This is a genomic window from Streptomyces sp. NPDC031445 (assembly GCF_055581365.1).
On sequence record NZ_JBVIJO010000002.1, the window covers coordinates 147,678 to 173,194 of the forward strand.

Sequence of the window (25,517 nt, forward strand, 5' to 3'; positions counted from 1 at the left end):
CGAACGGCGGCCAGGGCGGGCCGGGCGGCGTCCGCGGTGCGAGGGTGGGACGCGGGAGGGACGTGTCCGCCTGTCTGCTGGGGAGTCACCGTGACCTGTTACGACCGACGAGATGTGGGCCTGCTGCTGCTTCGGCTGAGCACCGGCGGAGTACTGGCGGCACACGGCGCGCAGAAGCTGTTCGGCTGGTTCGGCGGGCACGGGCTGGAGGGCACCGGCCAGTACATGGAGTCCATCGGCTTCGCGCCCGGCAAGCTGAGCGCGACGGCGTCCGGCCTGGCGGAGGCGGGCGGCGGCACCCTGCTGGCCCTGGGCCTCGCGACCCCGGCGGCGGGCGCGGCGGCGGCCGGCGGGATGGCGGGGGCCGCGACCGTGCACATGCCCCACGGCTTCTTCGCGCAGGAGGGCGGCTACGAGTACGCGGCGACCCTCGGCCTGGCCGCGGCCGGCCTCGCCGTCGCCGGCCCGGGCCGGCTCTCCCTCGACCACGCCCTCGGCCACGTCCTCGACCGCGGCTGGATGGTCCCGGCCGCCCTCGGCGTGACCGCCGCGGCGACGGCCCTGGTGGTGGGCGCCCGCAACCGCCGGGTACGGCAACGGGCGGAGGGCGAACAGGAGACGCTGTTCGAGGAGTGAGCGGGCGGTCGCCCCGGGGAGTGGCGGGCGGCGCGCGGGTCTCCGCCGAAGCGGGCGGCGCGTGAGCCTGTGCGGCAGCGGGCGGTGTCGAGCGTTTCCGTGGCCTCGGGACCCAGTGGCGACGGCGCGGCGGTCGCGGGCGGTTGCGCCGGGCCCTCAGCGGCGGGCGGTGCCCGAGCCGGCAGCGTGGCACCGGCTTCGGCGCGCAGAACAGAGCGGCAGACGAGTCGGGCTGTACGCCGGGTTCTGTTCCCCGGTGTCCTCGCGGGCGCCGGGGCGACGGCCATCCATCTAGGGCCGGCGTTGCCGCCGGCCTCGTGCGGTCTACCCGCGGACTCGGGCGGGCAGCCCTCGATCGTCCGCGCAGGGACGCCCCTCTCGCGAGAGGCGGCCCCTCTTGACCTTGCTCCGGGTGGGGTTTACCTAGCTGCCCAGGTCACCCTGGGCACTGGTGGTCTCTTACACCACCGTTTCACCCTTACCAGGGGCCGGAGCCCCGGGCGGTCTGCTTTCTGTGGCACTGTCCCGCGGGTCACCCCGGGTGGCCGTTAGCCACCACCCTGCCCTGTGGAGCCCGGACGTTCCTCGGGAAGCCCCCTAAGGGGACTCCACGCGGCCGTCCGCCCGGCTCGTCTGCCGTGCCGACCATGGTACCGGGCGCGTGCCGCGCCGGGGACCCGCGGCCGTCGCGAGGACCGAGCCGGCCAGGATGAGGGCGAAGGCGGCCAGCACCGGGAGGGTCAGCGGTTCGTGCAGGAACAGGGCTCCCGCCGCCACCGCCACCGCCGGGTTGACGTAGGTGATCACCGTGGCCCGGGTGGGGCCCGCCTCCCTGATCAGCTCCAGGAACGCCACGAACGCCACGGCGGTGCAGATCACGCCCAGGCCGGCCAGCGCGGTCAGGACGGTGGCGGAGGGCAGCGCGGCCGGGCGGGTGAGGGCGGCCGCGGGGGCGTAGACCAGGGCGGCCAGGGTGAGGCAGGCGGCCGTCAGATGGAGCGACGGGACCTCCTTGAGGCGGCGGGCGGCGATCAGGGGGGCCGTGGCGTAGCCCAGGACCGTCACCAGGACCTCCGCCAGGGAGCGGGCGTCGCCGCCGGCGAGGTGCGGGAGGGTGAGGACCGCCACCCCCGCCAGCCCCAGGGCCAGGCCCGAGATCCGGCGGACGCCGAGGTGCTCCGTGTCGCCCAGGAACCGGGCCAGGACCACGCCGACGATCGGCACGCCCGCGATCAGCAGGCCCGCCGTCGAGCTGGACAGGTGCCGCTCGGCGTCGGTCAGGGTGAACCAGGGGATCATGATCTCCAGGACCGCGAAGGCCAGCATGGGGCGCCAGTGACGTCGTACCGCGTCGCCGAGACCGCCCTGGCGGAGGGCGAACGGGAGCAGCAGGGCCGCGCCGAGCGCACAGCGCGTGAACACCACCACCGGCGGGGACACCGCGTCCACCGCCACCTTGATCATCAGATAGGGGATGCCCCAGACCACTCCCATCAGGGAGAACAGGAACCAGCCGCGTGCAGTCATGCGGCCGAGTGTCGGCCGCCCGGTCCGGGGCTGTCTTGAACGCTGTTGCGGTAGGCCGCCGGGGTCACCCCGAGCACCCGGCGGAACCAGCGGGTGAGGTGGGCCTGGTCGGCGAAGCCGACGAGGGCGGCCACTTCGGCGGGGCGCAGGCCGGCCTCCAGCAGGACCCGCGCCTTGGTGACGCGGTGCTGGGCGAGCCAGGCGTAGGGGGGTATGCCCATCGTCGTGCGGAAGGCGCGCAGCAGCTGGTAGCGGGACAGGCCGAGGTCGGTGGCGAGCAGGGCCAGGGAGGGCGGGTCGGTGAGTTCGTCGGCGAGGCGGTCGCGGACCGTGCGGGCTATGGCGTCGGCGCCGGGGACGCGGCCGGCGAGCGGGCGGGCCGTGGAGTGGCGCCGGGCGAGTGCCGCCAGCACCCAGGGCACGACGGACTCGGCCTCCAGCGGGTCGGGGCAGGCGCTCAGTCGCGTGTGGGCGGTGCGCAGGGCCCGGGCCAGCGCCGGGTCGTCGATGAGGGGCTCGCGGAAGTGCGGCGGACCGCCGAGGGTGCCGTCGGCCAGCAGGGACGGCTCGGCGTACAGGGCGCGGTAGGCGTAGCCGTCGGTGGGGTTGCCGGGGCCGCCGGTGTGCATCTCGCCGGGTTCGAGGACGACGATGGTGCCGGGGCCGGTGCGGATGTGGCCGCCCCGGTAGTCGATGATCTCGGAGCCGCCGACGCAGACGCCGATCGTGTACTCGTCGTGGGCGTGCGGGGCGTAGACGTGCCGGCGGAAGCTCGCGGTGAGCAGGTCGAGCGGGGGTCCGCAACGGCCCAGCCGGGCCCGTGTCCAGCGCGCCTGTTCCCCCATCGGTCCGTCCTCCCACGGCTTCCGCCACCGGCGCCCTTCCCGCGCCGTGGCCCCCACACCGCGTACAGCGCCGGAAGCCGCCATTCCATGCCGCGCTCGTCCGGGCGGCTCACGCCACGGCGAAGAGGATCTTCGACGTGCCCGGGTCGGCGCGGGTGAGCCGGACGCGCAGGCGTTCACCGAGCGGCAGGTCCGTGCCCTCGACGCGTCCGATGACCGCCGGGGACAGCACCTGGACGGTGCCCACGGTCGGCCGGTGCTCGTCCACGTCCACGACACAGCCGTCGAAGACGTCCCCGACCCGGTCCTTGAGCAGGGCCGCCTCCACGATGTCGACGCACTCCCGCTCGACCGTGCCCGCGCGCCGGGAGCCGTCGGCCATCCGCCGGGGCAGCGCGTCGAGCGCGGCGAGCACCCAGTCGGGCGGGTCCTGGCCCGCGACGGCGGCGAGGCAGATCTCCGAGGCGTACCGGTCGGCGAGGCGGCGCAGCGGGGCGGTGCAGTGCGCGTAGGCGGCGGCGACGGCCGCGTGCGTGGTGAGCGCGGGCGGCTCGCCGTCCCGGAAGACCGTGTAGCCGGCCCCGCGCAGCAGGGTGGTGCACTCCTGGAGGAAGGCCGCGTGGTGCGGGTCGTGCGGGTCGAGGGTGCGCAGCAGGGCCGCGTACGACACGTGGTGCGGCCAGTCGATGTGCAGGGCGGTGGCGGTGCGGCGCAGCCGTGCGACGGCGCCGTCCGGGGCGGTGGGCAGGGTGCGCAGGATGCCGGTGCCGTGGGCGAGCATCAGATCGGCGGCGGCCATGCCGGTGAGCAGGGAGAGCTGGGCGTTCCAGCGGTCGGCGGGCAGCGGGGCGCGGTAGCGCAGCGCGTAGGTGTGGTCCCGCTGGACGATCTCCTGCTCGGGCACGTTCAGGGAGATCCCGCCGCGCTCGGCCTCCAGCCGTTCCCGCGCCTCGCCGATCTCCTTGAGCAGCGCGACGGGTTCCTCCGCGGTCCCCGCATCGATGTCCCGCTGCACGTGGGCGTAGTCGAGCTTGGCCCGGCTGCGGACGAGGGCCCGGCGCACGTCGACGGCGAGGGTGCGGCCCTGGGCGTCCAGGTCGATCGTCCACAGCACGGCCGGCCGGGTCTGTCCGGGCAGCAGGCTGGCCGCGCCCTCGCTGAGCACGGTGGGGTGCAGCGGGACCCGCTCGTCCGGGAAGTACAGGGTGGTCACCCTCCGGTGCGCCTCCGCGTCCAGGGCTCCGCCGGGTGCGACGAAGGCGGCGACGTCGGCGATGGCGTACCGGACGCGGTAGCCGGTGCCGTGCCGGGACAGGTGGGTGGCCTGGTCGAGGTCGGTGGAGGTGGGCGGGTCCAGGGTGAAGAAGGGGATGTCGGTGGCGTCGTGCACCGGCAGCGCCGGGTCCTTGGCCGCCCGCTCGGCCGCCGCCAGGACCTCCGGCGGGAAGGTCTCCGGGATGCCGAGTTCGGAGCGGAGCGCGGCGAGCGCGGCCCGGAGGGGCGCTTCGGGGGCGCCGGTGACGCGGATCTTGCGGCGAGGCATGGAGCGAGCGTAGGCGGAGGTGGCACGGGAGTCACGCCGTACCCTGGCGCGGAGGTCTACGTGAGGAGTACGTGTTGCTGGTCCTGCTGCCGCCCTCGGAAGGCAAGGCGAACGGGGGCGAGGGTGCCCCGCTTCGGCTGGAGTCGCTGTCCCTGCCGGGGCTGACCGCCGCGCGGGAGGCCGTGCTCGGGGAACTGGTCGAGCTGTGTTCCGGTGACGAGGAGAAGGCCCGCGAGGTGCTGGGGCTGAGCGAGGGGCTGCGCGGCGAGGTCGCGAAGAACGCCGGGCTGCGCACGGCCGGCGCCCGCCCGGCCGGGGAGGTCTACACCGGTGTCCTGTACGACGCCCTCGGCCTGGCCACGCTGGACGCGGCGGCGCGGCGCCGTGCGGCGGACTCGCTGCTGGTCTTCTCCGGGCTGTGGGGCGCCGTGCGGGTGACGGACCGGATTCCCTCCTACCGCTGCTCGATGGGCGGGCGGCTGCCGGGTCTCGGGGCGCTGGCCGGGCACTGGCGGGCGCCGATGGCCGGAGTGCTGCCACAGGCGGCGGCCGACGGCCTGGTCCTCGACCTGCGGTCCTCGGCGTATGCGGCGGCCTGGCGGCCGAAGGGCGAGGTGGCCGGGCGCACGGCGACGGTACGGGTGCTGCACGCGCCGACCCGGAAGGTCGTCAGCCACTTCAACAAGGCGACGAAGGGCCGGATCGTCCGGAGCCTGCTGACCGCGGGGGCCGCGCCGAAGGATCCCGCGGAGCTGGTGGAGGTGCTGCGGGAGCTGGGGTACGTCGTGGAGGCGGAGGCGCCCGGGAAGGCGGGCAAGGCGTGGGCGCTGGACGTGCTGGTGGACGAGGTCCACTGAGGAGACACCCATAGCGTTGCATCATGCGCAACGATCGTTGCGGAGATTGCAGTCCCTGGGCACGATGAGCGCATGACCTCGCCGCTGCCCTCGTTCCCGGCTGCCTCCGTGCTGGACCTCGCCCCCGTCGTGCCCGTGGTGGTGCTCGCCGACGCCGCCGACGCCGTACCGCTCGCGCGGGCGCTGGTCGCGGGCGGGCTGCCCGCCATCGAGGTGACCCTGCGGACCCCGGCCGCGCCTGCCGCGATCCGGGCCATCGCCGCCGAGGTCCCCGAAGCCGTCGTCGGTGCGGGCACGGTGATCACACCGGAGCAGGTGAGCGCGTGCACGGCGGACGGGGCGCGGTTCCTGGTCAGTCCCGGGTGGACGGAGGCGCTGCTGGAGGCGATGCGCGGGTCCGGGGTGCCGTTCCTGCCCGGGGTGTCGACCGCCTCGGAGGTCGTCGCGCTGCTGGAGCGCGGGGTGCGGGAGATGAAGTTCTTCCCGGCGCAGGCGGCGGGCGGTACGGCGTATCTGAGGTCGCTGGCCGGGCCGTTGCCGCAGGCCCGGTTCTGCCCCACGGGCGGGATCGGGCTGGAGACCGCGCCCGAGTACCTCGCGCTTCCCAACGTCGGCTGCGTGGGCGGGAGCTGGATGGTCCCCGCGGATGCGGTGGCCGCCCGGGACTGGGGGCGGATCGAGGAACTGGCGCGCGGGGCGGCCGGGTTGGGGTCCTCGGGCGGCTCGGCCGGCTCGGGGGCGTAGCCGCCCGGGGACTCAGGGGCGCAGGTGAGAGGTGTCGTTGAACAGCCGTACGCTCGCGTTGCCGTCCGCGTAGTACGCCACCGCCGACAGGGAGGCCGCCGAGAGCTCCATCCGGAACAGCGACTCGGGCGGGGCGCCGAGCGCGAGGCGGACGAAGGTCTTGATCGGCGTGACGTGCGTGACCAGCAGGACCGTACGGCCCGCGTGGGCCGCGACCAGCTTGTCGCGGGTCGCGGCGATCCGGGTGGCCGTCTCGGCGAAGCTCTCCCCGCCGCCGGTGGGGTGGGCCTGCGGGTCGGCGAGCCAGGCGTCGAGGTCGTCCGGGTGGCGCTCGCGGACCTCGCCGAAGGTCAGGCCCTCCCAGGCGCCGAAGTCCGTCTCGCGCAGGCCGTCGTCGACCGTGACGTCCAGGCGCAGGCGGGCGGCGACGATCTCGGCTGTCTCGCGGGTGCGGGCGAGGGGGGAGGCGACGACGGCCTGGATCGTGCCGCGCCGTGCCAGGGCCTCGGCGACGCGGTGCGCCTGCTCCCGGCCCGCCGCGGAGAGGGAGGGGTCGGTGCCGCCGCTGCCGGAGAAGCGTTTCTGGGGGGTCAGGGGGGTTTCCCCGTGCCGGAGGAGGACGAGGGTGGCGGGCGCGCCCAGGTCGGGGGCGGCGCTCCAGCCGGGGGCGCTGGTGTCGCGCTGCTCGTGCGGGGTCTCCCCGGCGGAACCGGAGGGGCGCCCTTCGCCGGGGGGCTGGGGGTGCTGCCCGCGGGGAGCCTGCCCGGCGCCGGAGGCCGTAACGTGCTGCTCGCTGGAAGCCTGCCCGGCGCCGGAGGCCGTAGGACGCTGCTCGGTGCCGAGAGCCTGCCCGGCGCTGGGGGCCCGGCCCTCCGCCAGGGCCGCGCGGGCCTTCGCCGCGCCCGCCGCCGCGTCTCCGGGCGGACCCGACGGCGGGGTGTCCAGGGCCGCGCGGGACTGCGACGGTGACCACTGCCGGCCCTTCGCCCCCGCGTCCATCGCCTCGTTCGCCAAGCGGTCCGCGTGTTTGTTGCGCTCGCGGGGGATCCACTCGTAGGTGACCTGGTCCGGCGGGTAGACGGACCTCGCCTCCGTCGCCAGCGGCTTCATGTCGGGGTGCTTGATCTTCCAGCGGCCCGACATCTGCTCGATGACGAGCTTGGAGTCCATGCGGACGTGGACCCGGGCCGACGGGTCGAGGGCGCGCGCGGCGCGGAGGCCGGCCAGCAGGCCGCGGTACTCGGCGACGTTGTTCGTGGCGACGCCGATGTACTCCGCGGCCTCGGTCAGGGCCTCACCCGTGGCCCCGTCGAGCACGACCGCCCCGTAGCCCGCGGGCCCGGGGTTGCCCCGCGACCCGCCGTCGGCCTCGACGATGAACTCCCGCACCCCTGAAGCTCCTTACAGACCCGACTCGGACGTGCGCACCAGGATGCGGCGGCAGTTCTCGCAGCGGACCACCGTGTCCGGCGCCGCCGAGCGGATCTCGTTCAGCTCGGTGATGGCCAGCTCCTGCCGGCACCCCTGGCAGGTGCGGGCGTACAGCTTGGCCGCGCCGATGCCGCCCTGCTGCTCGCGCAGCTTGTCGTAGAGCTTGAGCAGGTCCGCCGGCACGGAGGCCGCCACGACCTCGCGCTCCTTGGTCACCGAGGCGGCCTCGCCGTCGATCTCCTCGAACGCCGCGTCCCGGCGACCGGTCGCGTCGTCGATCTTCGACTGCACGGAGGCGACCCGCTCGGTCAGCTCGTTCACCCGCTCCTGCGCGGCCTCGCGGCGCTCCATCACCTCGAGGACCACGTCCTCCAGGTCGCCCTGCCGCTTGGCGAGGGAGGCGATCTCGTGCTGGAGGTTGGACAGGTCCTTCGGCGAGGTGACCGCGCCGGAGTCGAGGCGCTGCTGGTCGCGGGTGGCGCGCTGGCGCACCTGGTCGACGTCCTGCTCGGCCTTGGTCTGCTCGCGGGCGCAGTCGCTCTCCTCGGTCTGCGCGGCCACGAGCAGGTCGCGCAGCTGCGTGAGGTCCTTCGTCAGCGACTCGATCTCGGCGTGCTCGGGCAGGGACCTCCGCTTGTGCGCGAGCTGCTGCAGGCGGACGTCGAGGGCCTGGACGTCGAGGAGTCGGATCTGGTCGGCGGGCGCGGCGTTCAGTTGGGGGCTCCCGTGGTATCGGAAGGGGCGCGCGAAGCGCTCGTTGGAAGGGTGGCGGTGGACGACGGGTGGGCGGTGGCGGTGGACGCCGCGTGGGCGGTCCAGGGGTCGGTGACCGTCTTGGAGACGTGGACGCGCAGGTCCCAGCCGTGACGGTCGGAGATCTCGTCGAGCTGGCTCGCGGCCAGCTCGCACCAGGGCCACTCGGTGGCCCAGTGCGCCGCGTCGAGCAGCGCGAGGGGACTGTGGGCCACCGCCTCGGAGGCCGGGTGGTGGCGCAGGTCGGCGGTGAGGAAGGCGTCGGCGCCGGCCGCGCGGACCTGGTCGAAGAGGCTGTCGCCGGAGCCGCCGCTGACGGCGACGGTGCGGACGACGGCCGCGGGGTCGCCGGCCACCCTGATGCCCTGCGCGGTGGCGGGCAGCCGCTCGGCGGCGCGCGCGGCCAGCTCGCGGACGGTGAGGGGGTGGTCGAGTTCGCAGACGCGGCCCAGGCCCCGGCGGCCCTCGGGGTCGGTGGGGTCGGGCACGAGGGGGCCCACGACGCGGAGGTCGAGGGCCCCGGCGAGGGCGTCGGAGACGCCGGGGTCGGCGGTGTCGGCGTTGGTGTGGGCGACGTGCAGCGCGATGTCGTTCTTGATCAGCGTGTGCACGACCCGGCCCTTGAAGTGCGTGGCCGCGACCGTGGTCGTGCCGCGCAGATAGAGCGGGTGGTGGGTGACCAGCAGGTCGGCGCCGAGCTTCACCGCCTCGTCGACGATCTCCTGGACGGGGTCGACGGCGAACAGGACCCGGGTGACCTCCTGGCCGGGGTCGCCCACGACCGTGCCGACCGCGTCCCAGGACTCGGCCCGCTCGGCGGGCCACAGGTTCTCCAGCGCGGCGATGACTTCAGACAGACGGGGCACGGCCCAAGGCTACCTGGCTGCCCGGCGGGGCTGTACCGCATGCGTCCGGTCTGACCCCGCTCAGCACAGACGCCCCGGTTTCCTCAGGTGAATCGCTTCTGCGCCACCCTTACGTGTGAAGCCGGGGAGGGCCGGTCCCCCGCCTGTGCGTGCGAAAACTAGCTTCGTCGCCGGAGGTGACCGAACGATGACGGTCTGTGCGATGGAACCCCCCTCCACGGACGGGACCGACGGCGTGCCGGCGGCGGGGTGCGCGATCACGGCGGACGGCGCCTACGCCGCGCGGCTCGCCCGGGACGGTGACTCCTGGTTCCCGGAACGCTGGACCCTGGACGGCCCGGAACCGTACGCGGTGCCCCTGCCCGGGAACCAGCCGGAGGAGCCCGGGACCGAGGTGCAGCCGATGGGTGACGGGCGGGTGCTGATCCACCGCCTGGTGGCCGGGCGGCACGCGTTCTCGCTGCTGTACCCGACCGGGCCCGGCACCGGTGAGCTGCCGCTGGGCGCGGTGGAGTGCGCCGGACCCGGCACCCGGCTCACCCTGCTGCCGCCCGCGCCGGGGGGCGTGCGGGCGTACGCCCTCGCGGTCGGGGCGCGCTCCAGCGCGGTGTGGCTGGTGGCGGGCGGGGCGTTCGGCCTGGAGCGGTGCGCCGAGGTGCCGGGGCGCTGCTCGGGCGGGGTCTGGCTGGACGGTTCGGGGCGGATGCTGGCGCTGGACCGGGAACTGGACGGACGCACCAAGACGGTCGTGGTGGACCTGGAGCGCGCCGGTGAGGTCTCGCCGCTGCTCCAGATCACGGAGGGCAGCGACGACCGGCTGCTGCTCGCCGATCCCGACAGCGGTCTGCTGCTGATCTCCTCGGACGCGCCCTCCCCGGGACGGGCGCGCCTGGGCTGGGGTGTCCTCGGCAGCACCCTGCCGGTGCGGTTCCCGGAGTGCCTGCGGGTGCCGGAGTGCCTGGTGACGCCGTTCGCGATCCAGCCCGGGCAGGTGCTGATGCCGGAGAACTGCGCGGTGGGGCTGCGCATCGACGGGTCCTTCGGCACCTGGGTGGGCGTGTGGCGCCCGGCCGACCGCGAGGTCCGGCACCTCCCGGCGCCCGAGGGCTGGCTGGCGGGCAGCGGGCTGTGCACGCGCGACGGGGTGCTGCGTCTGCCGTACGCCACGGAGGCGACTCCGTGCGGCCTGTCGGACGTGACGGCACCGGGCTGGGGCGCGACGACGACGGGGGCGGGAGACCTGGCCGGGGCCGGGGCGGGAGACCTGGCCGGGGCCGGGTCGGGGGGCGTGGCCCGGGCGGGGGACCTGGCCCGGGCGGGGGACCTGGCCGGGGCGGTTGACGTCGCCGGGGCGGTTGACGTCGCCGCGGAGGGTACGGAGGACGCCCGGCGGTCCCGGGACGGCGGCCCCGGGACCCCGGAACGGGTGGGTCCGGCGGGGGCGGAACCGGGCCCCGCGGTGCCGGCCGTGGCCCGGCCCGTGCCGTTGCAGCAGGCACCCTTGGGCCGTCTTGTAACGAACTAGTGCCGGTTGGCGTGTGCGCCTGGATTCGGTCCGTGGTGCGCCGGTTACACTCGCCCGGCTGTACGAAAGATCAGGTTGACGGGGTGAATACGTCCGATGAGCGACACCAGCACCACTGAGCAGCTGTCTGCCGGCTCTTCCGAGAACACCGGCCACGGCCGGCACCGGGGCCCGGTCGCGGCCCAGGAGAGCGAGTCGGCTCCGCACGGCCGGCACCGCAAACCGGCCCAGGAGAGGGTGGAGGCAGCTGCCTGACGGTAGGAAAGAAGAGGGGGCGTCCGCTCGGCGGGCGCCCCCTTCGCCTGTCCCCGTCCGAGCCCCGGCACCTCCGCCGCCGCGAAGGTCCCCCCGGCGCCCGGCCCCGCGTGGTGCGGGGTGAGCAGCGCGTCGAGTCCGTCGCACGCGGTCTGTCAGGAGTGCTGGACCACGGTGTCGGCGAGGACGGGCGCGTCGTCGCGTTCGACGGCGCTCACGGCGGCCCGCACGGAGCCTTCCGATGCCCACAGCCGGATCCGCAGGGTCTCCCCCGGGTACACGACACCGGCGAACCGCGTGGCGTACGACCGCACCCGGCTCACGTCCCCGCCGAGCAGGGTGTCGACGACCGCCTTGAGCGTGACGCCGTAGGTGCACAGGCCGTGCAGGATGGGCCGTTCGAAGCCGGCGAGCCTGGCGAACCCGGGGTCGGCGTGCAGCGGGTTCCAGTCGCCGGACAGGCGGTAGAGCAGGGCCTGGTCCTCGCGCAGGCGCCGCTCGACGACCCGGTCCGGCTCCCCTGCGGGCGGTTCGGTCCGGGCGGACGGTCCCCGGTCGCCGCCCCAGCCGCCCTCTCCCCGTACGAAGATCTGCGCGTCGCTGGTCCACAACGGGCCCTCCGCGTCCGCGACCTCGGTGCGCATGACGAGGACGGCGGCCGTGCCCTTGTCGTACACGGCGGCGATGCGGCCGGTGGCGGTGGCGGTGCCCTCCACGGGAACGGGCCGGTGCAGGGTGAGCGACTGGCCGCCGTGCAGGACGCGGGCGAGGTCGACGTCGACGCCGGGCATGGACAGCCCGCTGATCACGCCCGGTGAGCCGGCGCCCGCGACGGTGGCGAAGCCGGGCAGGACGTGCAGCCGGGACTCCAGGGTGTAGCGCAGCTCGTCGGGGTCGGTGGCGGGGACGCCCGCGCCGATGCCGAGGTGGTAGAGCAGGACGTCCTTGCGCGTCCAGGAGATCTCTCCCGACCGGGGCTCGGCGGCGAGTGCCTTGGCGGCGTCGATGGGCATGGCGCTCCTGACGGGTCTCAAGACCTCGGTGTCGAGGCAGTACGCGACAGTGTGTCGACTCCGCAGGGCGCCCGTGACATTTGTCCTGCCCGATTCGGTACACGCGTGTCTGCCGGCGCCGGGCCCGGTTCCGTACCGTTCGATCCGTACGACAGTGCCGCCCTCCCGCCCCCTGCGGGACGGGCCGCCGGAACGACGGGGACGGGGGACTCGGAGATGACGTGGTGGCGGAGCCTGCGCCGGCAGACGGCGGCCTGGCAGCGGGAACGACTGGCGTGGCGGGCGGACATGCGGCGCTTCCGGGCCGAGCGGCGGGCCGCCCGGTGCGCGGGCGCGGACCCCTCCACCGCCGAGCACCCGGGCCCGCCGCCCACCGGCTTCACCCTGCTGCCCTGGCTGCTGCTGGGCATGGGCTCCCTCTCCAACGTGCTCAAGGGCGAGACCCCGAACCCCTGGGTCGGCGGCCTGGGCCTGCTCGCCTTCAACTCCCTGTACGTCTACGTCACCTTCCGCGCCTTCGACCGGGCCAGGCGCGAGTCGGTGTCCACCCGGGTGGCGCTGGTCCTGCTCGGCCTGGTCACGACGGGCCTGGCCCTCGGGTACGGCGGCAACTGGCTGATGTTCTTCCCGCTGCTGGGCCTCGCCACGGGCGCCACCGTGCGCGGACCCTGGCTCGGCCGCGTCGGCCTGCTGCTCACGTTCTACGCGGGAGCGGCCACCTGGCTGCGGGACGGCTGGGACGACGCGTCGGGCATCGCCTACGCCACCTTCCTGTCCAGCATGGTCACCGCCGCGATCCTCGGCCTGTCCGAGGCCGTGCGGGAACTGCGGGCCGCCCGGGAGGAACTGGCCCGTCGCGCGGTGGCGGAGGAGCGGCTGCGCTTCTCCCGCGATCTGCACGACCTGCTCGGGCACACGCTGTCGGTGGTCGTGGTGAAGTCCGAGGCGGCCCGCCGGCTCGCGGCACGCGACCTGGACGCGGCGCTGGCACAGATCTCGGACATCGAGTCGGTGGGCCGGCAGGCGCTCACCGAGATCCGGGAGGCGGTGACCGGCTACCGCGAGGGCAGCCTGGCCACCGAACTCAGCCGGGCCCGGTCGGCGCTCTCCGCGGCGAGCGTGGAGCCGGTGGTGCGCCAGACCGGGGCGCCGCTGACCCCGCAGACCGAGGCGCTGCTCGGCTGGGTGGTGCGCGAGGCGGTCACCAACGTGGTCCGGCACAGCCGTGCCGACCGCTGCGAGATCACCGTCGAGGGGACCGCCGAGCGGGTCAGGCTGACGGTCACGGACAACGGCACGGGCACCGGAGCCGGCACCGGAACCCCGGTCGGCGGTACGGGTGTTGGTGCGGGCATCGGCGGCACGGGGTTGAAGGGCCTGACCGAACGCCTCGCGGCGGCGGGCGGCTCCCTCACGGCCGGCCCGGCGCCACGCGGCGGCTTCACGGTCACCGCCGACCTCCCGGTGAGCGGCGAACTCGCGCTGAGCGGTGTCGAGGTGGCTACGGCGGCTCCCGCTACGGCGCCCGGGGCGCGGCGACCGCGCAGCTGACGTCGGCCGTCCACGACGTTTCGCTGTCGACGGCGTTGGTCCCGCCCGGCGATTGTTTGCCCACCGTCAAGATGCCCCAACCCCCGTGGCCCCGGAGCCCTCCGCCCGGTCAGAGACTGGTGAGCAAGCCGTCGAGCGGGGCGGGCGCGCGGCCGGGATCGAGGGCCTCGACCAGGACACGGCCGTAGTGGATCTTCCGCCCCTTCTTCGTGCCGAGGAAGCGCCGCAACTGCTGCTGTGCGGTGCGGCCCCGCTGCGCCGGCTGGCGCAGGAAGGTCTGCAACGCGCGCAGGTCGCCCTGCGCCCGGACCAGTTCCGTCACCCGGGTCACGCCCAGTGCGCGGATCAACTCGTCCTCCAGATCAGCCGCGCAGACGAAGAACCCGTGCTGCGCCGCACCGGCCCGCTCCCAGCCACGGGCGTAGTACGGACGCTCCCGCTCGTCGCACAGCCCGGTCAGGCGCAGGCCCAGCCCGGCCGGCCCGAGGAGCCCGGCGAACCGCCCGACGTTCATCGCCCCGCCCATCGACAGGACGCAGACGCCTTCGGCCGCCAGGTCCCGGCCGCGGCCCTCGGCCAGCGCGCCGACCGCCGCCGCGTCGCTCGGCCCTTCGAGCAGGACGACCGCCCGGACGGACAGCCGCGCGGCCAGCTCCCGCGCGGGGTCACCGGGCCCACCGGCCGCCCACGCGGTGACCGCCTCCCGGAACGCCCCCATGTCAGCCATGAGCCGAGTCTGCGCCCTTTCCCACGCCCACGGTAGGGAATTCCGGGGACCGCGCAGCGCTGCCCACGGCCACCGCCCACCCCGCCGAGGACGCGTCGAGTCCGCTCGGCGGACCCGGTTCGGTACCGGATGACGCGGAGTCACCCCAAGCCGCCCGGCGTAATCTGGGGCGGTGGACGACGAGATGCCCCGGGGTCACCGGCCCGGCGCACGCATCCGGGTGCTGCTGGCCGAGGACCAGGGCATGATGCGTGGCGCGCTCGCCCTGCTGCTCGGTATGGAGGAGGACATCGAGGTCGTGGCTCAGCTGGCCGCGGGTGACGGCATCGTGGACGCCGTGCTCACGCACCGGCCGGACGTGGCCCTGCTGGACATCGAGCTGCCGGGCATGAGCGGACTGGACGCGGCGGCCGAACTGCGGGCCCAGGCTCCCGACTGCCGGGTGCTCATCCTCACCACCTTCGGACGGCCGGGCTATCTGCGCCGGGCCATGGAGGCCGGAGCGGCCGGCTTCCTCGTCAAGGACGGGCCCGTGGAGGAGCTGGCCGCGGCGATCCGGCGTGTGCTCACCGGGGAGACCGTGGTCGATCCGGCGCTGGCCGCCGCCGCGCTCAGCGCCGGGCCGAATCCGCTGACACCCCGTGAGCGGGAGGTGCTGACGTCTTCGGTGGACGGGGCGACCGTCGCCGACATCGCCGGCAGGCTGCGCCTGTCCGAGTCGACCGTCCGCAACTACCTCTCCTCCGCGATCGGCAAGACCGGCACCCGCAACCGGGCCGAGGCGGTACGGGAGGCCCGGCAGCAGGGCTGGCTCTGAGCGGGGCTTCCCGCGCACCGGGTCACCCGGTCACGCGGGCGTCCTCGTAGACCGTCCCCTCCGGGGCGAGGCACACGAACCAGTTGCCTCCCGGGTAGCCGGCCACCGGCCGGATCAGCGAGGTGCCGTCCTGGCCGGCGGGCGCCGAGCCCGCCGGCCGGGCCACGGTGGACCTGCCGTCCTTCCAGCGGCAGGTGACCTCCCGGGCGGACTTCGCCACATGGCCGACCACCAGCCGTTCGGGGGTCGTGGGGCCGGCCCCCTCCAGGCTGACGGCGGCGGCCATGAGGTCGGTGTCCGTGAGGCGGTCGGTCCTCTGGTGCGTGTCGAACATGACGACCAGGGAACGGCCGTCACCGTAGGACCGCATCGAGAAGTACGAGGTCTTCCCGACCAGATCGGCGGCCTTGTCCACCGCCGGGCGCACGCCCGTCCGCTGCATGGCGGCGAACTGCCGGTCCGCCTCCCGCACGTCTCGCGGCGCGCCCCACACCTCGACCCAGACCCGCCACTGCCTGCCGTGCTCGGTCCCCCGCGCCAGCTCCGTCCGCTGCGGCTCGTACACGTGTCTCTCCTCGGCGGACGCCGGGCCGGGCGCCATCGGCGTCCCCCGGTCGGCGCGCTCCCCGGGCAGCCCGGCGAAGGCCAGCGTGGCTCCCGTCGAGCCCGCCAGCACCAGCGCGGTGGCCGCCGCCACGGCCCAGCGCCGTGCTCTGCGTCGCCGGCCGCCGCGGATGACGGCCTGGACCGGGGCTATGCCGATCTCGACCCCGTCCGCCGCGTCCGCGAGCAGGAGGGCGATGTCCGTCTGCGTCATGTCGTGGTTCTCCCGGTCCGCGCTCATCACTTCCGCCCTCCGTGCGTCACCATGTCGGCCAGACCCGGTATGGCGCGGAGTTTCGCGATCCCTTTGGCCGCGTTGCTCTTCACCGTGCCGACCGAGCAGCCCATCGCCTCCGCCGTCTGCGTCTCCGTCAGGTCCTCCCAGTAGCGCAGCACCACCGCCTCGCGCTGCCGGGCAGGCAGTTGCGCGAGCGCCTTGAGCAGGGCGCTGCGGTCGTCGGCCTGGGCGATCCGGTCGCCGGTGTCGGCCACCTCGCGCGCCAGCCCGGAGTCGTCCTTCGGCGCCAGGAACTCCCTGAGCCTCCGGCGGTGTCTGCGCGCGTGCGCGTTGATCATGACGCGGCGTACATACGCCTCCGGGTCGTCCGCGCCGCCGACCCGGCGCCAGGCCACGTAGACCTGTTCGAGCGTCGACTGGACCAGGTCCTCGGCGGCGTGCTGCTCCCCCGTGAGGAGAAATGCCGTACGCATCAACCGCGGCCAGCGGCCGACCACGAAGCTCTGGAACTCCTCGTTCCGAGTCTGCTTCCCGTCCCCCATGGGCACCTCCTAGATGTCTAAAGGAGTCCCTGGGCCGCCCGGACCGTTGCCCCGGCCGGCGAGGAGATTCCTTGACTCCGCGTCAGTAACCCATGGAAGGGTCAAGAATTCGTTAGGGGCCCGAAGCAACGGAATAGTTGCCTGTGCATACGAGGTTTACCCAGCACTTATGACACGCGGGAGGCCTCACCCCATGCCAGAGACGACGACCGACCAGCGCACCCGGAGAGCGGGCGGCGCCGTGGTCCCCGTGCTCGCCTTCGCGGGCATCGTGGTGGCGGTCATGCAGACGCTGCTCGTGCCGGTCATCAAGGACCTGCCGCAGCTGCTGGACACCGCCCCCAGCAACGCCACGTGGGTCCTCACCTCGACCCTCCTGTCGGGCGCCGTCGCCACCCCGATCATGGGCCGGCTCGGCGACCTCTACGGCAAGCGCCGCATGCTGATCCTCAGCCTCGCCGTGATGGTGGTCGGCGCCCTGGTCAGCGCCTTCACCGACCAGCTGCTCACCATGATCGCCGGCCGTACCCTCCAGGGCTTCGCCATGGGCGCGATACCGCTCGGCATCGGCCTGATGCGCGACATGCTGCCGCGCGAGAAGCTGGGCTCGGCCATGGCCCTGATGAGCTCCTCGATCGGCGTCGGCGGCGGCCTCGCGCTGCCCGCCGCGGCCCTGGTCGCGCAGCACACCGACTGGCACGCCCTGTTCTACGGCGCCGCCGGCCTCGGCGTGCTCGCCATCCTCCTCACCCTCCTCGCCGTCCCCGAGTCCCGGATGCGCGCCGAGGGCTCCTTCGACCTGCTCGGCGCGCTCGGCCTGTCCGCCGGCCTGGTGCTGCTCCTGCTGCCCATCACCAAGGGCAGCGACTGGGGCTGGTCCTCGGGCACGACGCTCGGCCTGTTCGCCGCGGCCGTCGCCGTCCTGCTGCTGTGGGGCCTGTACGAGCTGCGCGTCCAGGCGCCCCTGGTCGACCTGCGCACCACCGCCCGCCGTGAGGTGCTGCTCACCAACCTGGCCTCGATCATGGTCGGCGTCAGCTTCTACGTCGTCTCGCTCGTCCTGCCCCAGCTGCTCCAGCTGCCCACCGCGACCGGCTACGGCCTCGGCCGGTCCATGGTCGTCGCGGGTCTGTGCGTGGCCCCGCTGGGCCTGACGATGATGTTCACCGCCCCGGTGTACGCCCGGCTGTCCGCCCGCTACGGCCCGAAGGTCACCCTCATCGCCGGCCTCGTCGTCATCGCGATCGGCTACGGCGGCGGCCTCGGCCTGATGGACGCGGCCTGGCAGACGATCATCACGTCCGTCGTCCTCGGCGCGGGCATCGGCCTCGCCTACTCCTCGCTGCCCGCGCTCATCGTCGGCGCGGTCCCGGCCTCCGAGACCGGCGCGGCCAACGGCCTGAACACCCTGATGCGGTCCATCGGCACGTCGGTGTCGAGCGCCGTCATCGGCATGGTGCTGGCCAACACCGCGAACACCGTGAACGGCGTCGCCGTCCCCACCATGCACGGCTTCCGGGTCTCTTTCCTGATCGCCACCGCCGCCGTCGCTGTGGGGCTGGTCCTGGCAATCTTCCTCCCGAAGCCGGCCCGCCCGGCGCTCCACACCCAGCTGCGGGCCAGCAGCGAGGAGGAGGCCGGCCTGCAGCGCGCCGAGGAGGTGCTGCGCGGGTTCCGGGGGCGGATCGTGGACGCCGGCGGCACGCCCGTCGCCCGCGCCAAGGTCACCCTGATCGACCGCCGCGGGCGGCAGGCCGGTGCGACCCTCTCCGCGGCGGACGGCAGCTACGTGCTGGCGGTGCCGGGCGAGGGCGCGTACGTGCTCGCGGCACGGGCCCTCGGCCACGGGCCGCTGGCTTCCTCGGTGACGCATTCCGGGGCGGAGCGGGCCGTGGACCTGGATCTCGCCCTCCCCGGCGAATCGGTGAGCGCCTGAGAGTCCGGGGCGGCCACGCCGTCCTGCGGGGAACGTGCCGGCCGTGCCGGTCGCGCGGCTCCCCGCGCCCCTCGCCCACGCACCCCCTGTCATCCGGCCGGCCGGGGGTGCGGCAGCATGGGCGCACGGACCGACGTACGACCGAAAGGCGCTCCATGCCCGCCGCTCCCCAGCCCGAGATCCTCGCCGCGTTCGAGGCGGCGAAGGGGTTCATGCCCCTCGACGAGGGGCTCGCCCTCCACGACGCCGCCGTCACCGCGGGCCGGCTCGGGCTGCCGCTGCTGGAGGTCGGCACGTACTGCGGGCGCTCCACCGTCCTGCTCGCCGACGCCGCGCGCACGGCCGGGGTCACGGCGCTCACCGTCGATCACCACCGGGGCAGCGAGGAGCAGCAGCCCGGCTGGGACTACCACGACCCGGAGACGGTCGATCCCGAGGTCGGCCTGATGGACACGCTGCCCACCTTCCGGCGCACGCTGTTCAGGGCGGGGCTGGAGGAGCACGTGGTCGCCCTCGTCGGCCGCTCCCCGCAGGTGGCGGCGGTCTGGAACTCCCCGCTCGGGTTCGTCTTCGTCGACGGCGGCCACACGGACGAGCACGCCACGGCGGACTACGAAGGCTGGGCGCCGCACGTGGCCGAGGGCGGGCTGCTGGTCATCCACGACGTCTTCCCCCACCCGGAGGACGAGTTCACCGGCCAGGCTCCGTACCGGGTCTACCTGCGGGCCCTTGGTTCCGGGGCGTTCACGGAGGTCTCGGCGACCGGCTCGCTGCGCGTCCTGCGGCGAACGGGAGCGGGGATCTGAGGCCCCGGTTAGAGTCGCAGACGTGTCGTACGTTGGCCCGGACTTCGATCCCCCGCAGCCCCGCCGGCCCCGGCGGCGCCCGCTGACCGTGGCGCTCGCCGCCCTGGTGCCCGGGGCACTGCTCGGCTGGGTGGTGTACCAGGCGGTCGGCGGTGGCGGTGCGGACCATGCGGCCTCCCCCGCGCCGGCGCCGCGCGGCTCGGCGGTGTCCTCCCTCCCGGCCCCTTCCCGAAGCGGCGGCGGTGACGACGGCAAGGCGTCCGCCTCGCCCTCCGCGCCTGCGGGCGGTTCCGGGTCGCTCAAGGGGAAGGTCGTCGTCATCGACCCGGGGCACAACCAGGGCAACTTCCGGCACACGGCGGAGATCGGCCGCCCGGTGGACATCGGCACGAACCGCAAGGAGTGCGACACCACCGGCACGTCCACCGACGACGGTTACACCGAGGCGCGGTTCACGCTCGACGTGGCGCACCGGCTGCGGGACCTGCTGGAGCGGCAGGGCGCCACGGTGAAGCTCACGCGGGACGCCGACGCACCGGCGTGGGGTCCGTGCGTGGACGAGCGGGCCCGGATCGGCAACACCGCGCGCGCGGACGCGGCGATCTCGATCCACGCCGACGGCTCGGCCGCCGGCAACCGCGGCTTCCACGTCATCCTGCCGGGTCCCGTGCACGCGGGCGCCGCCGACACCCGTGCCATCGTCGGCCCGTCCCACGACCTGGGGGTGCGCGTCGCGGGCACCTTCCTCCGCGAGACGGGGGAGCAGCCCTCCAACTACCTCGGCGGCGGTACCGGTCTCGTCACGCGGACGGACCTGGGTGGTCTCAATCTGTCAACGGTTCCCAAGGTGTTCCTCGAGTGCGGCAACATGCGCGATAGCAAGGACGCGGCACTGCTGACCAGCGGCGCCTGGCGACAGCGGGCGGCGCAGGGAATCTCCGAGGGAATCGTGAGTTTCCTGCGCGCTTCGTGACCGGCGGGCGGAACCGGCCGGACAGCCGGATCTTGCGGACGATAGTGTCTACCGACGACGAGACGACCTACGAAGGACCTGAAGTGAATATCCGCTCCCTCACTAGAGGCGACGGCGTGGTGATCGGAGCAGCGGTGGTGCTGTTCATCGCGTCGTTCCTCGACTTCTACACCTACTCCGGCTTCGGCGCTGAAGTCAGCCGGAGCGCGTGGGACAACCTGGGCATGGGCCTGGGCACCTACATGGGCGCGGTGATCGGTGCCGTTCTCATCGTCGTCAACCGCTGTCTGCCGCAGCCGCGCAAGGTGGCCGGGCTCGACCTGGCCACGGTCGGCACCGCCTTCGCGATCCTGGCGGCCTGGACGCTGCTGTGGACGCTGATCGACCTCGACAACGTGGACGCCGGCGCGGGTCTCGTCCTCGGGTTCATCGCCGCTCTCGTCCTGTCCGCCGCCGCCGTCGCCACCCCGCTGGTCCCCGCCCTCCAGGCCGCCCTGGTCCCGGCCCCCAAGCCGGTCGCCCCGCAGCCCTACGGCGCCCAGCCGCCCGGTGGTTACGGCTACCCGGGCGCCCAGCCCCAGCAGCCCTACGGTGCCCAGCCGCAGCCGGGCCAGCCGTTCGGGCAGCAGCAGCCGGCCGCGCAGGCTGCCGCCCCGGCGCCGCAGCCGGCCGCCGCGGAGTTCTCGCCGTTCTGGTTCGCCGTGCCGGTGCCCCGCCCGCTGTTCTCGGAGGACGGCTCGCCCACCCCGATCGCCGAACTGGCGCCGGGCACCTGGTACCTGGCCGTCGAGCAGCGCGGTGCCGCGCTGGTCGCGCAGACCCAGGACGGCCGCCGTGGCGTGCTCCAGGACACCTCGGGCATCCAGCGCGGCTGATCCGCACCGCCGCACCGCACCGGCCCCTCGCCCTTCCCGGCGGGGGGCCGTTGCCGTACGGCCGTCTCGCCGACGGCGATTGACGTTCCGTCAGCACGCGTACCGGACTAGCCCTTGCTGAGCTGGGAGGCCGAGGGCACCTGGTCCTTGACCGGGGCACCGGCGCTCTTGCCCGCGTCCTTGACGCCGCCGATGACGTCGTTGAACGAGTTCACCGCGTTCCCGTCGCCCTTGCGGAGCTTGGACGGCAGGTTCTTCAGGGCCTCGATGCCGTTGCTGAGGGGCTGGAGCGCCTTGGAGAGGGCCGGGTCGGCCTTGGCGTTCTTCTGGGCCGCCTTGAGCCGGTTGTAGGTGAAGGCACCGGCGAGACCGGCCTTGACAAGAGCCGTCTTGCGGCCCTTGGCGCCCTTCTTGAACTTGCCCGCCTTCCAGGGCTTGACGATCCACTGGTAGGTCGCGCCGGCGGCGAGACCCGCGTCCACCGCGAAACGGGTCTTGGCGAACCTGCGCTTCTCCGCGGACGTGGTCGGACTGGGGCTGTCCCCGGCGGGGACGGCCTGTGCCGCCGCGGTGTTCGTACTGTTCTTCTCGCTGCCTCCACAGGCGGTGGCACCCGCCACGAGGGCGCAGCACAAGGTGAGCGCCACAACGAGGCGCCGTATCGGTACGGGCACGGAGTCCTCCGGACGTGTCCTCCCCGAGCGGTCTGCTTCCTCCGGCAGCCTCGTCCGGGGCGGCGGGCTCCGCCACCCGGGGGACGCCGTCCGGGTGGTGTCCGGGACGGGTCCGGGTCCGCTCCGGGCTTCCTGGGGGGTTTCACGGCACGCCGCCCGGCAATCCGGAGAGTATGTCCCCTCGATATCGCAACGGCGCGAACCAGGCCGGGACGGTCATCGCGGTCGTCGCCGACATCATGGCGCTGATCCTCGGCCTGTGGATCCTGATGTACCTGTTGGACGCGAACCGGGCCAACAGCCTGGTCCAGTTCGTCCATGACGCGGCCTCCTGGCTGGCCGGCTGGTCCCATGACCTGTTCACCTTCGACGAGGCCTGGGCCCGGGTCGTCGCCGGGTACGGGCTCGCCGCGGTGGTCTACCTGTTCGTGGGCCATGCCATAGCCAACCGGATGCACCGGCACTGACCCCGGCGGACGGCCGGGCCGGACCCTCGCGGGGTCAGCCGCAGCAGTCCGGGTCCAGTCCGGCCGGCAGGTGTTCCCCGCCGAACACCGCGCAGGTGGCGTCGTGGCCGCCCAGCGCGGCCACGGCCAGCAGCAGGGAACCGGCCGTCCAGGTGGTCAGCTCGCGGGGCCAGATGGTGTCGTCGTCGAAGACGTAGCCCGTCCAGTACAGGCCGCTGTCCGCGTCCCGCAGGTGCTGGATGGACTGGAGGATCTCCAGGGCCCGGTCGGACTCGCCCATCGCCCACAGCGCCAGGGCGAGTTCGCTGGACTCGCCGCCGGTCACCCAGGGGTTGGGCACCACACAGCGCACCCCGAGGCCGGGCACGACGAAGCGGTCCCACTCCGCCTCGATGCGGGCCTTGGCCTCCGCTCCGGTGAGCGCGCCGCCCAGGACCGGGTAGTACCAGTCCATCGAGTAGCGGTCCTTGTCCAGGAAGTGCTCGGGGTGGCGGCGGATCGCGTGGCGCAGCGAGCCGACGGCCAACTCCCAGTCCGGCTGGGGCTCTTCGCGTTCCTCGGCGATGGCGAGCGCGCACCGCAGGGCGTGGTGGACGGAGGAGCTGCCCGTCAGCAGCGCGTCCGTCGCCGGCGTGCCGTCGTCCTCCCGGCGCCAGCCGATCTGGCCGCCGGGCTGCTGGAGCCGCAGCACCCATTCGACGGCCGCGTAGACGGTCGGCCACATCCGGTCCAGGAACGTGTCGTCGCCCGTGGACAGGTAGTGGTGCCAGACGCCGACGGCTATGTAGGCGACGAAGTTGGACTCGCGGGCGCGGTCGGTGATCTCGTCGTGGGCGCCGTCGGCGTAGGCGGCGTACCAGGAGCCGTCCTCGTTCTGGTGCCGGGCGAGCCAGCCGTACGCCCGCTCGGCGGCGCCGTGTTCGCCGGCCGCGTCCAGGGCCATCGCGGCCTCGGTGTGGTCCCACGGGTCGAGGTGATGCCCGCGGAACCACGGGATCGCGCCGTCCTCCCGCTGCACGGCCAGGATGCCGGCGACGGTCGCGGCGGCCTGCTCGGCGGTGAGGACCCCGGGCAGGACGAGGTGTTCTGTCCGGGGGGTGGTCACTCGGCGGCCACCCCGTCGGTCTCGGCGAGCCGGGGCAGGTGCGGCTTGGTCGCGTAGACCACGAAGCTCTTGCCGATCAGCGGGTTGAGCGCCTGCTCGGCGAGCCGGGTGGCGAACGGCTTCTTCATGATGTCCCAGACCAGCAGCTTGTGGTACGCCCGCACCGGCAGCGCCTTGTCGTTGTCGACGCCGAACGCGCACTTCAGCCACCAGTACGGCGAGTGCAGCGCGTGCGCGTGGTGGCTGCCGTACGGCTTCAGCCCGGCCCCGCGGACCTTGGCGACCAGTTCGTCGGCCCTGTAGATGCGGATGTGGCCGCCCTCGACCTCGTGGTAGGCGTCGGACAGCGCCCAGCAGACCTTCTCGGGGCCGTAGCGGGGCACGGTGATGGCGATGCGCCCGCCCGGCCTGAGTACGCGGACCATCTCCGCGAGCACGCCCTTGTCGTCGGGGATGTGCTCCATCACCTCGGAGATGATGACGACGTCGAAGGACTCGTCGGGGAAGGGCAGGGCGAGGGCGTCGCCCTCCATGGCGGTGGCGGTGGCGCCCTCCGGTGCCTCGCCGGCCTCCTTCATCGCCGCGAACCACTTGGCGACCTCGCGGATCTCCTCGCCGTTCTGGTCCAGGGCCACGACCTGGGCGCCGCGCCGGTAGCACTCGAAGGCGTGCCGGCCGGCTCCGCAGCCGAGGTCCAGGACACGGTCGCCGGGGGCGAGCGGGAACCGGGAGAAGTCGACGGTCAGCACGTGGCCCTGCTTTCGGAGGAGACGCCTGCAACACTTGCCGGGGCCGCGGAGCGGCCGGGGGTCGGGGCCGCGGAGCGGCTCGGGGAGCGGCCCGCGGAGCGGGCGATGGCCTCGCGGTAGTGGGCCACGGTGCCCTCGGCGGCGCGGGCCCAGGTGAAGCGGTCGAGCACCCGCGCGCGGCCCGCGTGACCGAGGCGCGCGCGCAGCTCCAGGTCCCCGAGCAGCCGGTTCAGCCCGGCGGCCAGCGCCCCCGCGTCGCCGGGCGGTACGGCCAGGCAGGTCTCGCCGTCCGGCCCGGCGACCTCGGGGATCGCGCCGCCGGTGGTGGCGACCAGCGGGGTGCCGGTGGCCATGGCCTCGGCGGCGGGCAGCGAGAAGCCCTCGTACAGGGACGGCACACAGGCCACCTGGGCGGAACGGATCAGGTCGACCAGCTCGGCGTCGGAGATGCCCTTGACGAAGTCGACGGCGCCTTCGAGGCCGTAGCGCTCGATCGCCTGCGCGACGGGGCCCTCCTGCGGGCGCTTGCCGACGACGACGAGGTGGGCGGCGGGGTGCTCGGTGCGGACCTTGGCGAGCGCCTCCACGAGGAACACCAGCCCCTTCAGCGGCACGTCGGCGCTGGAGGTGGTGACGATCCGGCCCGGCACCTCGGCGACGGCCGCATCCGGCGCGAACAGGCCGGTGTCGGCGCCGATGTGGACGACGTGGACGCGCTCGTCCCGGACGCCGAGGTGGTCCACGATCTCCTGGCGGGAGCTGCCGGAGACGGTGAGGATCGAGGGCAGCCGGCGGGCGACGCGCTTCTGCATGCGGGTGAAGGCGTACCAGCGGCGCACGGAGTAGCGGCGCTGCCAGGTGCCGGCGGCGTCCAGCTCCAGCTGCCGGTCCACGGTGATGGGGTGGTGGACCGTGGTGACCAGGGGGGCGCCGATGTCGCCCAGCAGGCCGTAGCCCAGGGTCTGGTTGTCGTGGACGACGTCGAACTCGCCGCGCCGGGCGCGCAGGTGGCGGCGGGCGCGCAGCGAGAACGTCAGCGGCTCGGGGAAGCCGCCGGTCCACATGGTCCCGACCTCCAGGGCGTCGATCCAGTCCCGGTACTCCTCCCGCCTCGGGGTGCGGAAGGGGTCGGGCTGGCGGTAGAGGTCGAGGCTGGGCAGCTCGGTGAGGGTGAGGCCGGGCAGGCCCTCGTCGAGGACGGGGTACGGCTGGGAGCCGATGACCTCCACGCGGTGGCCGAGGCGGGCCAGCTCCCGCGAAAGGTGCCGTACGTAGACGCCCTGGCCCCCGCAGAACGGGTTCCCTTTGTAGGTGAGGAGCGCGATGTCGAGCGGTCGTCCGCCGTCGGCAGCGGGTTCCTGGTCGGCTCCCGCTTCCCGGGCCTCAGCGGTCACTCCGTGCCCCCTTCTGCCTGCACTGTCCCGCGAGACTACGACGGGACGCTAATCTAGAACAAGTT

25 protein-coding genes, 1 other RNA gene and 1 pseudogene are annotated in these 25,517 nt (G+C 74.2%); 12 read left to right on the forward strand and 15 right to left on the reverse strand.

Annotated elements, in window-relative coordinates; genetic code table 11:
* Positions 1-90 precede the first annotated feature (90 nt).
* Entirely contained in the window at positions 91-636 is a 546-nt protein-coding gene (locus ACZ5DC_RS06955; protein WP_468650200.1) for a DoxX family protein, read from the forward strand.
* Positions 637-855: 219 nt separating this feature from the next.
* On the opposite strand, the gene rnpB is transcribed toward ACZ5DC_RS06955, so the two are convergent.
* The 4 genes and pseudogenes from rnpB to ACZ5DC_RS06975 form a co-directional block, all read right to left on the reverse strand.
* An RNA gene (rnpB, locus tag ACZ5DC_RS06960) (RNase P RNA component class A) lies at positions 856-1,268 on the reverse strand.
* Between the two features lie 115 nt (positions 1,269-1,383).
* A pseudogene (locus tag ACZ5DC_RS06965) lies at positions 1,384-2,163 on the reverse strand (DMT family transporter); the annotation flags it as partial.
* Entirely contained in the window at positions 2,160-3,008 is an 849-nt protein-coding gene (locus ACZ5DC_RS06970) for an AraC family ligand binding domain-containing protein (protein WP_468650202.1), read from the reverse strand. The gene ACZ5DC_RS06970 and the pseudogene ACZ5DC_RS06965, both read right to left, overlap by 4 nt.
* 109 nt (positions 3,009-3,117) lie before the next feature.
* Complete coding sequence (locus tag ACZ5DC_RS06975; protein WP_468650204.1) at positions 3,118-4,551, reverse strand: RNB domain-containing ribonuclease; 1,434 nt, start codon at positions 4,549-4,551, stop codon at positions 3,118-3,120.
* 74 nt (positions 4,552-4,625) lie between these two features.
* Here ACZ5DC_RS06975 and yaaA point away from each other — a divergent pair, with 74 nt between their 5' ends.
* Together yaaA and eda are read left to right on the forward strand one after the other, a co-directional pair.
* The gene (yaaA, locus tag ACZ5DC_RS06980; RefSeq protein ID WP_468650206.1) at positions 4,626-5,408 is read left to right on the forward strand and encodes a peroxide stress protein YaaA; all 783 of its coding nucleotides are present in this window, start codon (positions 4,626-4,628) and stop codon (positions 5,406-5,408) included.
* Between the two features lie 72 nt (positions 5,409-5,480).
* The gene (eda, locus tag ACZ5DC_RS06985; protein ID WP_468650208.1) at positions 5,481-6,152 is read left to right on the forward strand and encodes a bifunctional 4-hydroxy-2-oxoglutarate aldolase/2-dehydro-3-deoxy-phosphogluconate aldolase; all 672 of its coding nucleotides are present in this window, start codon (positions 5,481-5,483) and stop codon (positions 6,150-6,152) included.
* A gap of 12 nt (positions 6,153-6,164) precedes the next feature.
* Here the strand turns inward: eda and ACZ5DC_RS06990 are convergent, their stop codons facing one another.
* Genes ACZ5DC_RS06990 through ACZ5DC_RS07000 form a run of 3 tightly spaced genes read right to left on the reverse strand, consistent with a single transcriptional unit; the run spans position 6,165 to position 9,202 of the window.
* Positions 6,165-7,541, reverse strand: coding sequence for a bifunctional RNase H/acid phosphatase (locus tag ACZ5DC_RS06990; RefSeq protein ID WP_468650210.1), 1,377 nt, complete (start codon positions 7,539-7,541; stop codon positions 6,165-6,167).
* Between the two features lie 12 nt (positions 7,542-7,553).
* Complete coding sequence (locus ACZ5DC_RS06995; RefSeq protein WP_468651255.1) at positions 7,554-8,297, reverse strand: zinc ribbon domain-containing protein; 744 nt, start codon at positions 8,295-8,297, stop codon at positions 7,554-7,556.
* The gene (locus ACZ5DC_RS07000; protein WP_468650212.1) at positions 8,294-9,202 is read right to left on the reverse strand and encodes a Nif3-like dinuclear metal center hexameric protein; all 909 of its coding nucleotides are present in this window, start codon (positions 9,200-9,202) and stop codon (positions 8,294-8,296) included. Before ACZ5DC_RS07000 ends, ACZ5DC_RS06995 begins: the two co-directional genes overlap by 4 nt.
* Before the next feature lie 187 nt (positions 9,203-9,389).
* On the opposite strand from ACZ5DC_RS07000, the gene ACZ5DC_RS07005 reads away from it, so the two are divergent.
* Positions 9,390-10,727, forward strand: a complete 1,338-nt coding sequence (locus tag ACZ5DC_RS07005) for a hypothetical protein (RefSeq protein ID WP_468650214.1) — start codon at positions 9,390-9,392, stop codon at positions 10,725-10,727.
* Positions 10,728-10,823: 96 nt separating this feature from the next.
* On the forward strand, positions 10,824-10,982 hold the full coding sequence (locus tag ACZ5DC_RS07010; protein ID WP_366749335.1) for a hypothetical protein: 159 nt from the start codon (positions 10,824-10,826) through the stop codon (positions 10,980-10,982).
* A 155-nt stretch (positions 10,983-11,137) separates the two neighbouring features.
* Here the strand turns inward: ACZ5DC_RS07010 and ACZ5DC_RS07015 are convergent, their stop codons facing one another.
* The gene (locus ACZ5DC_RS07015; RefSeq protein ID WP_468650217.1) at positions 11,138-11,995 is read right to left on the reverse strand and encodes a MaoC/PaaZ C-terminal domain-containing protein; all 858 of its coding nucleotides are present in this window, start codon (positions 11,993-11,995) and stop codon (positions 11,138-11,140) included.
* A 216-nt stretch (positions 11,996-12,211) separates the two neighbouring features.
* Between ACZ5DC_RS07015 and ACZ5DC_RS07020 the strand changes: the two genes are divergently transcribed.
* Positions 12,212-13,546, forward strand: a complete 1,335-nt coding sequence (locus ACZ5DC_RS07020; RefSeq protein ID WP_468650219.1) for a sensor histidine kinase — start codon at positions 12,212-12,214, stop codon at positions 13,544-13,546.
* Between the two features lie 109 nt (positions 13,547-13,655).
* Here the strand turns inward: ACZ5DC_RS07020 and ACZ5DC_RS07025 are convergent, their stop codons facing one another.
* Positions 13,656-14,273, reverse strand: coding sequence for a TOPRIM nucleotidyl transferase/hydrolase domain-containing protein (locus tag ACZ5DC_RS07025; protein WP_468650221.1), 618 nt, complete (start codon positions 14,271-14,273; stop codon positions 13,656-13,658).
* A gap of 184 nt (positions 14,274-14,457) precedes the next feature.
* Here ACZ5DC_RS07025 and ACZ5DC_RS07030 point away from each other — a divergent pair, with 184 nt between their 5' ends.
* Positions 14,458-15,090, forward strand: a complete 633-nt coding sequence (locus tag ACZ5DC_RS07030) for a response regulator (RefSeq protein WP_468651257.1) — start codon at positions 14,458-14,460, stop codon at positions 15,088-15,090.
* A gap of 22 nt (positions 15,091-15,112) precedes the next feature.
* Here the strand turns inward: ACZ5DC_RS07030 and ACZ5DC_RS07035 are convergent, their stop codons facing one another.
* Together ACZ5DC_RS07035 and ACZ5DC_RS07040 are read right to left on the reverse strand one after the other, a co-directional pair.
* Positions 15,113-15,934 (reverse strand): hypothetical protein, encoded by an 822-nt coding sequence (locus tag ACZ5DC_RS07035; protein WP_468650223.1) that lies wholly within the window; start codon positions 15,932-15,934, stop codon positions 15,113-15,115.
* Positions 15,934-16,473 carry a SigE family RNA polymerase sigma factor gene (locus tag ACZ5DC_RS07040; RefSeq protein ID WP_468650225.1) on the reverse strand — a complete coding sequence of 180 codons (540 nt, stop codon included), beginning with the start codon at positions 16,471-16,473 and terminating at the stop codon, positions 15,934-15,936. Before ACZ5DC_RS07040 ends, ACZ5DC_RS07035 begins: the two co-directional genes overlap by 1 nt.
* Before the next feature lie 193 nt (positions 16,474-16,666).
* On the opposite strand from ACZ5DC_RS07040, the gene ACZ5DC_RS07045 reads away from it, so the two are divergent.
* The 4 genes from ACZ5DC_RS07045 (at position 16,667) to ACZ5DC_RS07060 (ending at position 21,063) form a co-directional block, all read left to right on the forward strand.
* Positions 16,667-18,409 (forward strand): MFS transporter, encoded by a 1,743-nt coding sequence (locus ACZ5DC_RS07045; protein ID WP_468650227.1) that lies wholly within the window; start codon positions 16,667-16,669, stop codon positions 18,407-18,409.
* A gap of 155 nt (positions 18,410-18,564) precedes the next feature.
* The gene (locus ACZ5DC_RS07050; protein WP_366749341.1) at positions 18,565-19,215 is read left to right on the forward strand and encodes a class I SAM-dependent methyltransferase; all 651 of its coding nucleotides are present in this window, start codon (positions 18,565-18,567) and stop codon (positions 19,213-19,215) included.
* 22 nt (positions 19,216-19,237) lie between these two features.
* Complete coding sequence (locus tag ACZ5DC_RS07055; RefSeq protein ID WP_468650229.1) at positions 19,238-20,188, forward strand: N-acetylmuramoyl-L-alanine amidase; 951 nt, start codon at positions 19,238-19,240, stop codon at positions 20,186-20,188.
* A 116-nt stretch (positions 20,189-20,304) separates the two neighbouring features.
* The gene (locus tag ACZ5DC_RS07060) at positions 20,305-21,063 is read left to right on the forward strand and encodes a hypothetical protein (RefSeq protein ID WP_468650231.1); all 759 of its coding nucleotides are present in this window, start codon (positions 20,305-20,307) and stop codon (positions 21,061-21,063) included.
* Positions 21,064-21,170: 107 nt separating this feature from the next.
* Here ACZ5DC_RS07060 and ACZ5DC_RS07065 read toward each other — a convergent pair whose 3' ends face one another.
* Complete coding sequence (locus ACZ5DC_RS07065) at positions 21,171-21,737, reverse strand: hypothetical protein (protein WP_468650233.1); 567 nt, start codon at positions 21,735-21,737, stop codon at positions 21,171-21,173.
* A gap of 173 nt (positions 21,738-21,910) precedes the next feature.
* Here ACZ5DC_RS07065 and ACZ5DC_RS07070 point away from each other — a divergent pair, with 173 nt between their 5' ends.
* Positions 21,911-22,204: a hypothetical protein gene (locus ACZ5DC_RS07070; protein ID WP_014672411.1), complete on the forward strand. Its 294-nt coding sequence runs from the start codon at positions 21,911-21,913 to the stop codon at positions 22,202-22,204.
* Between the two features lie 34 nt (positions 22,205-22,238).
* Here the strand turns inward: ACZ5DC_RS07070 and ACZ5DC_RS07075 are convergent, their stop codons facing one another.
* Genes ACZ5DC_RS07075 through ACZ5DC_RS07085 form a run of 3 tightly spaced genes read right to left on the reverse strand, consistent with a single transcriptional unit; the run spans position 22,239 to position 25,452 of the window.
* A complete protein-coding gene (locus ACZ5DC_RS07075) occupies positions 22,239-23,309 on the reverse strand; it encodes a prenyltransferase/squalene oxidase repeat-containing protein (RefSeq protein WP_468650236.1) in 1,071 nt (356 codons plus the stop codon).
* Positions 23,306-24,058: a class I SAM-dependent methyltransferase gene (locus ACZ5DC_RS07080; RefSeq protein ID WP_468650238.1), complete on the reverse strand. Its 753-nt coding sequence runs from the start codon at positions 24,056-24,058 to the stop codon at positions 23,306-23,308. Before ACZ5DC_RS07080 ends, ACZ5DC_RS07075 begins: the two co-directional genes overlap by 4 nt.
* Entirely contained in the window at positions 24,052-25,452 is a 1,401-nt protein-coding gene (locus ACZ5DC_RS07085; RefSeq protein ID WP_468650240.1) for a glycosyltransferase family 4 protein, read from the reverse strand. The genes ACZ5DC_RS07080 and ACZ5DC_RS07085 overlap by 7 nt, the downstream gene beginning before the upstream one ends.
* Positions 25,453-25,517 lie beyond the last annotated feature (65 nt).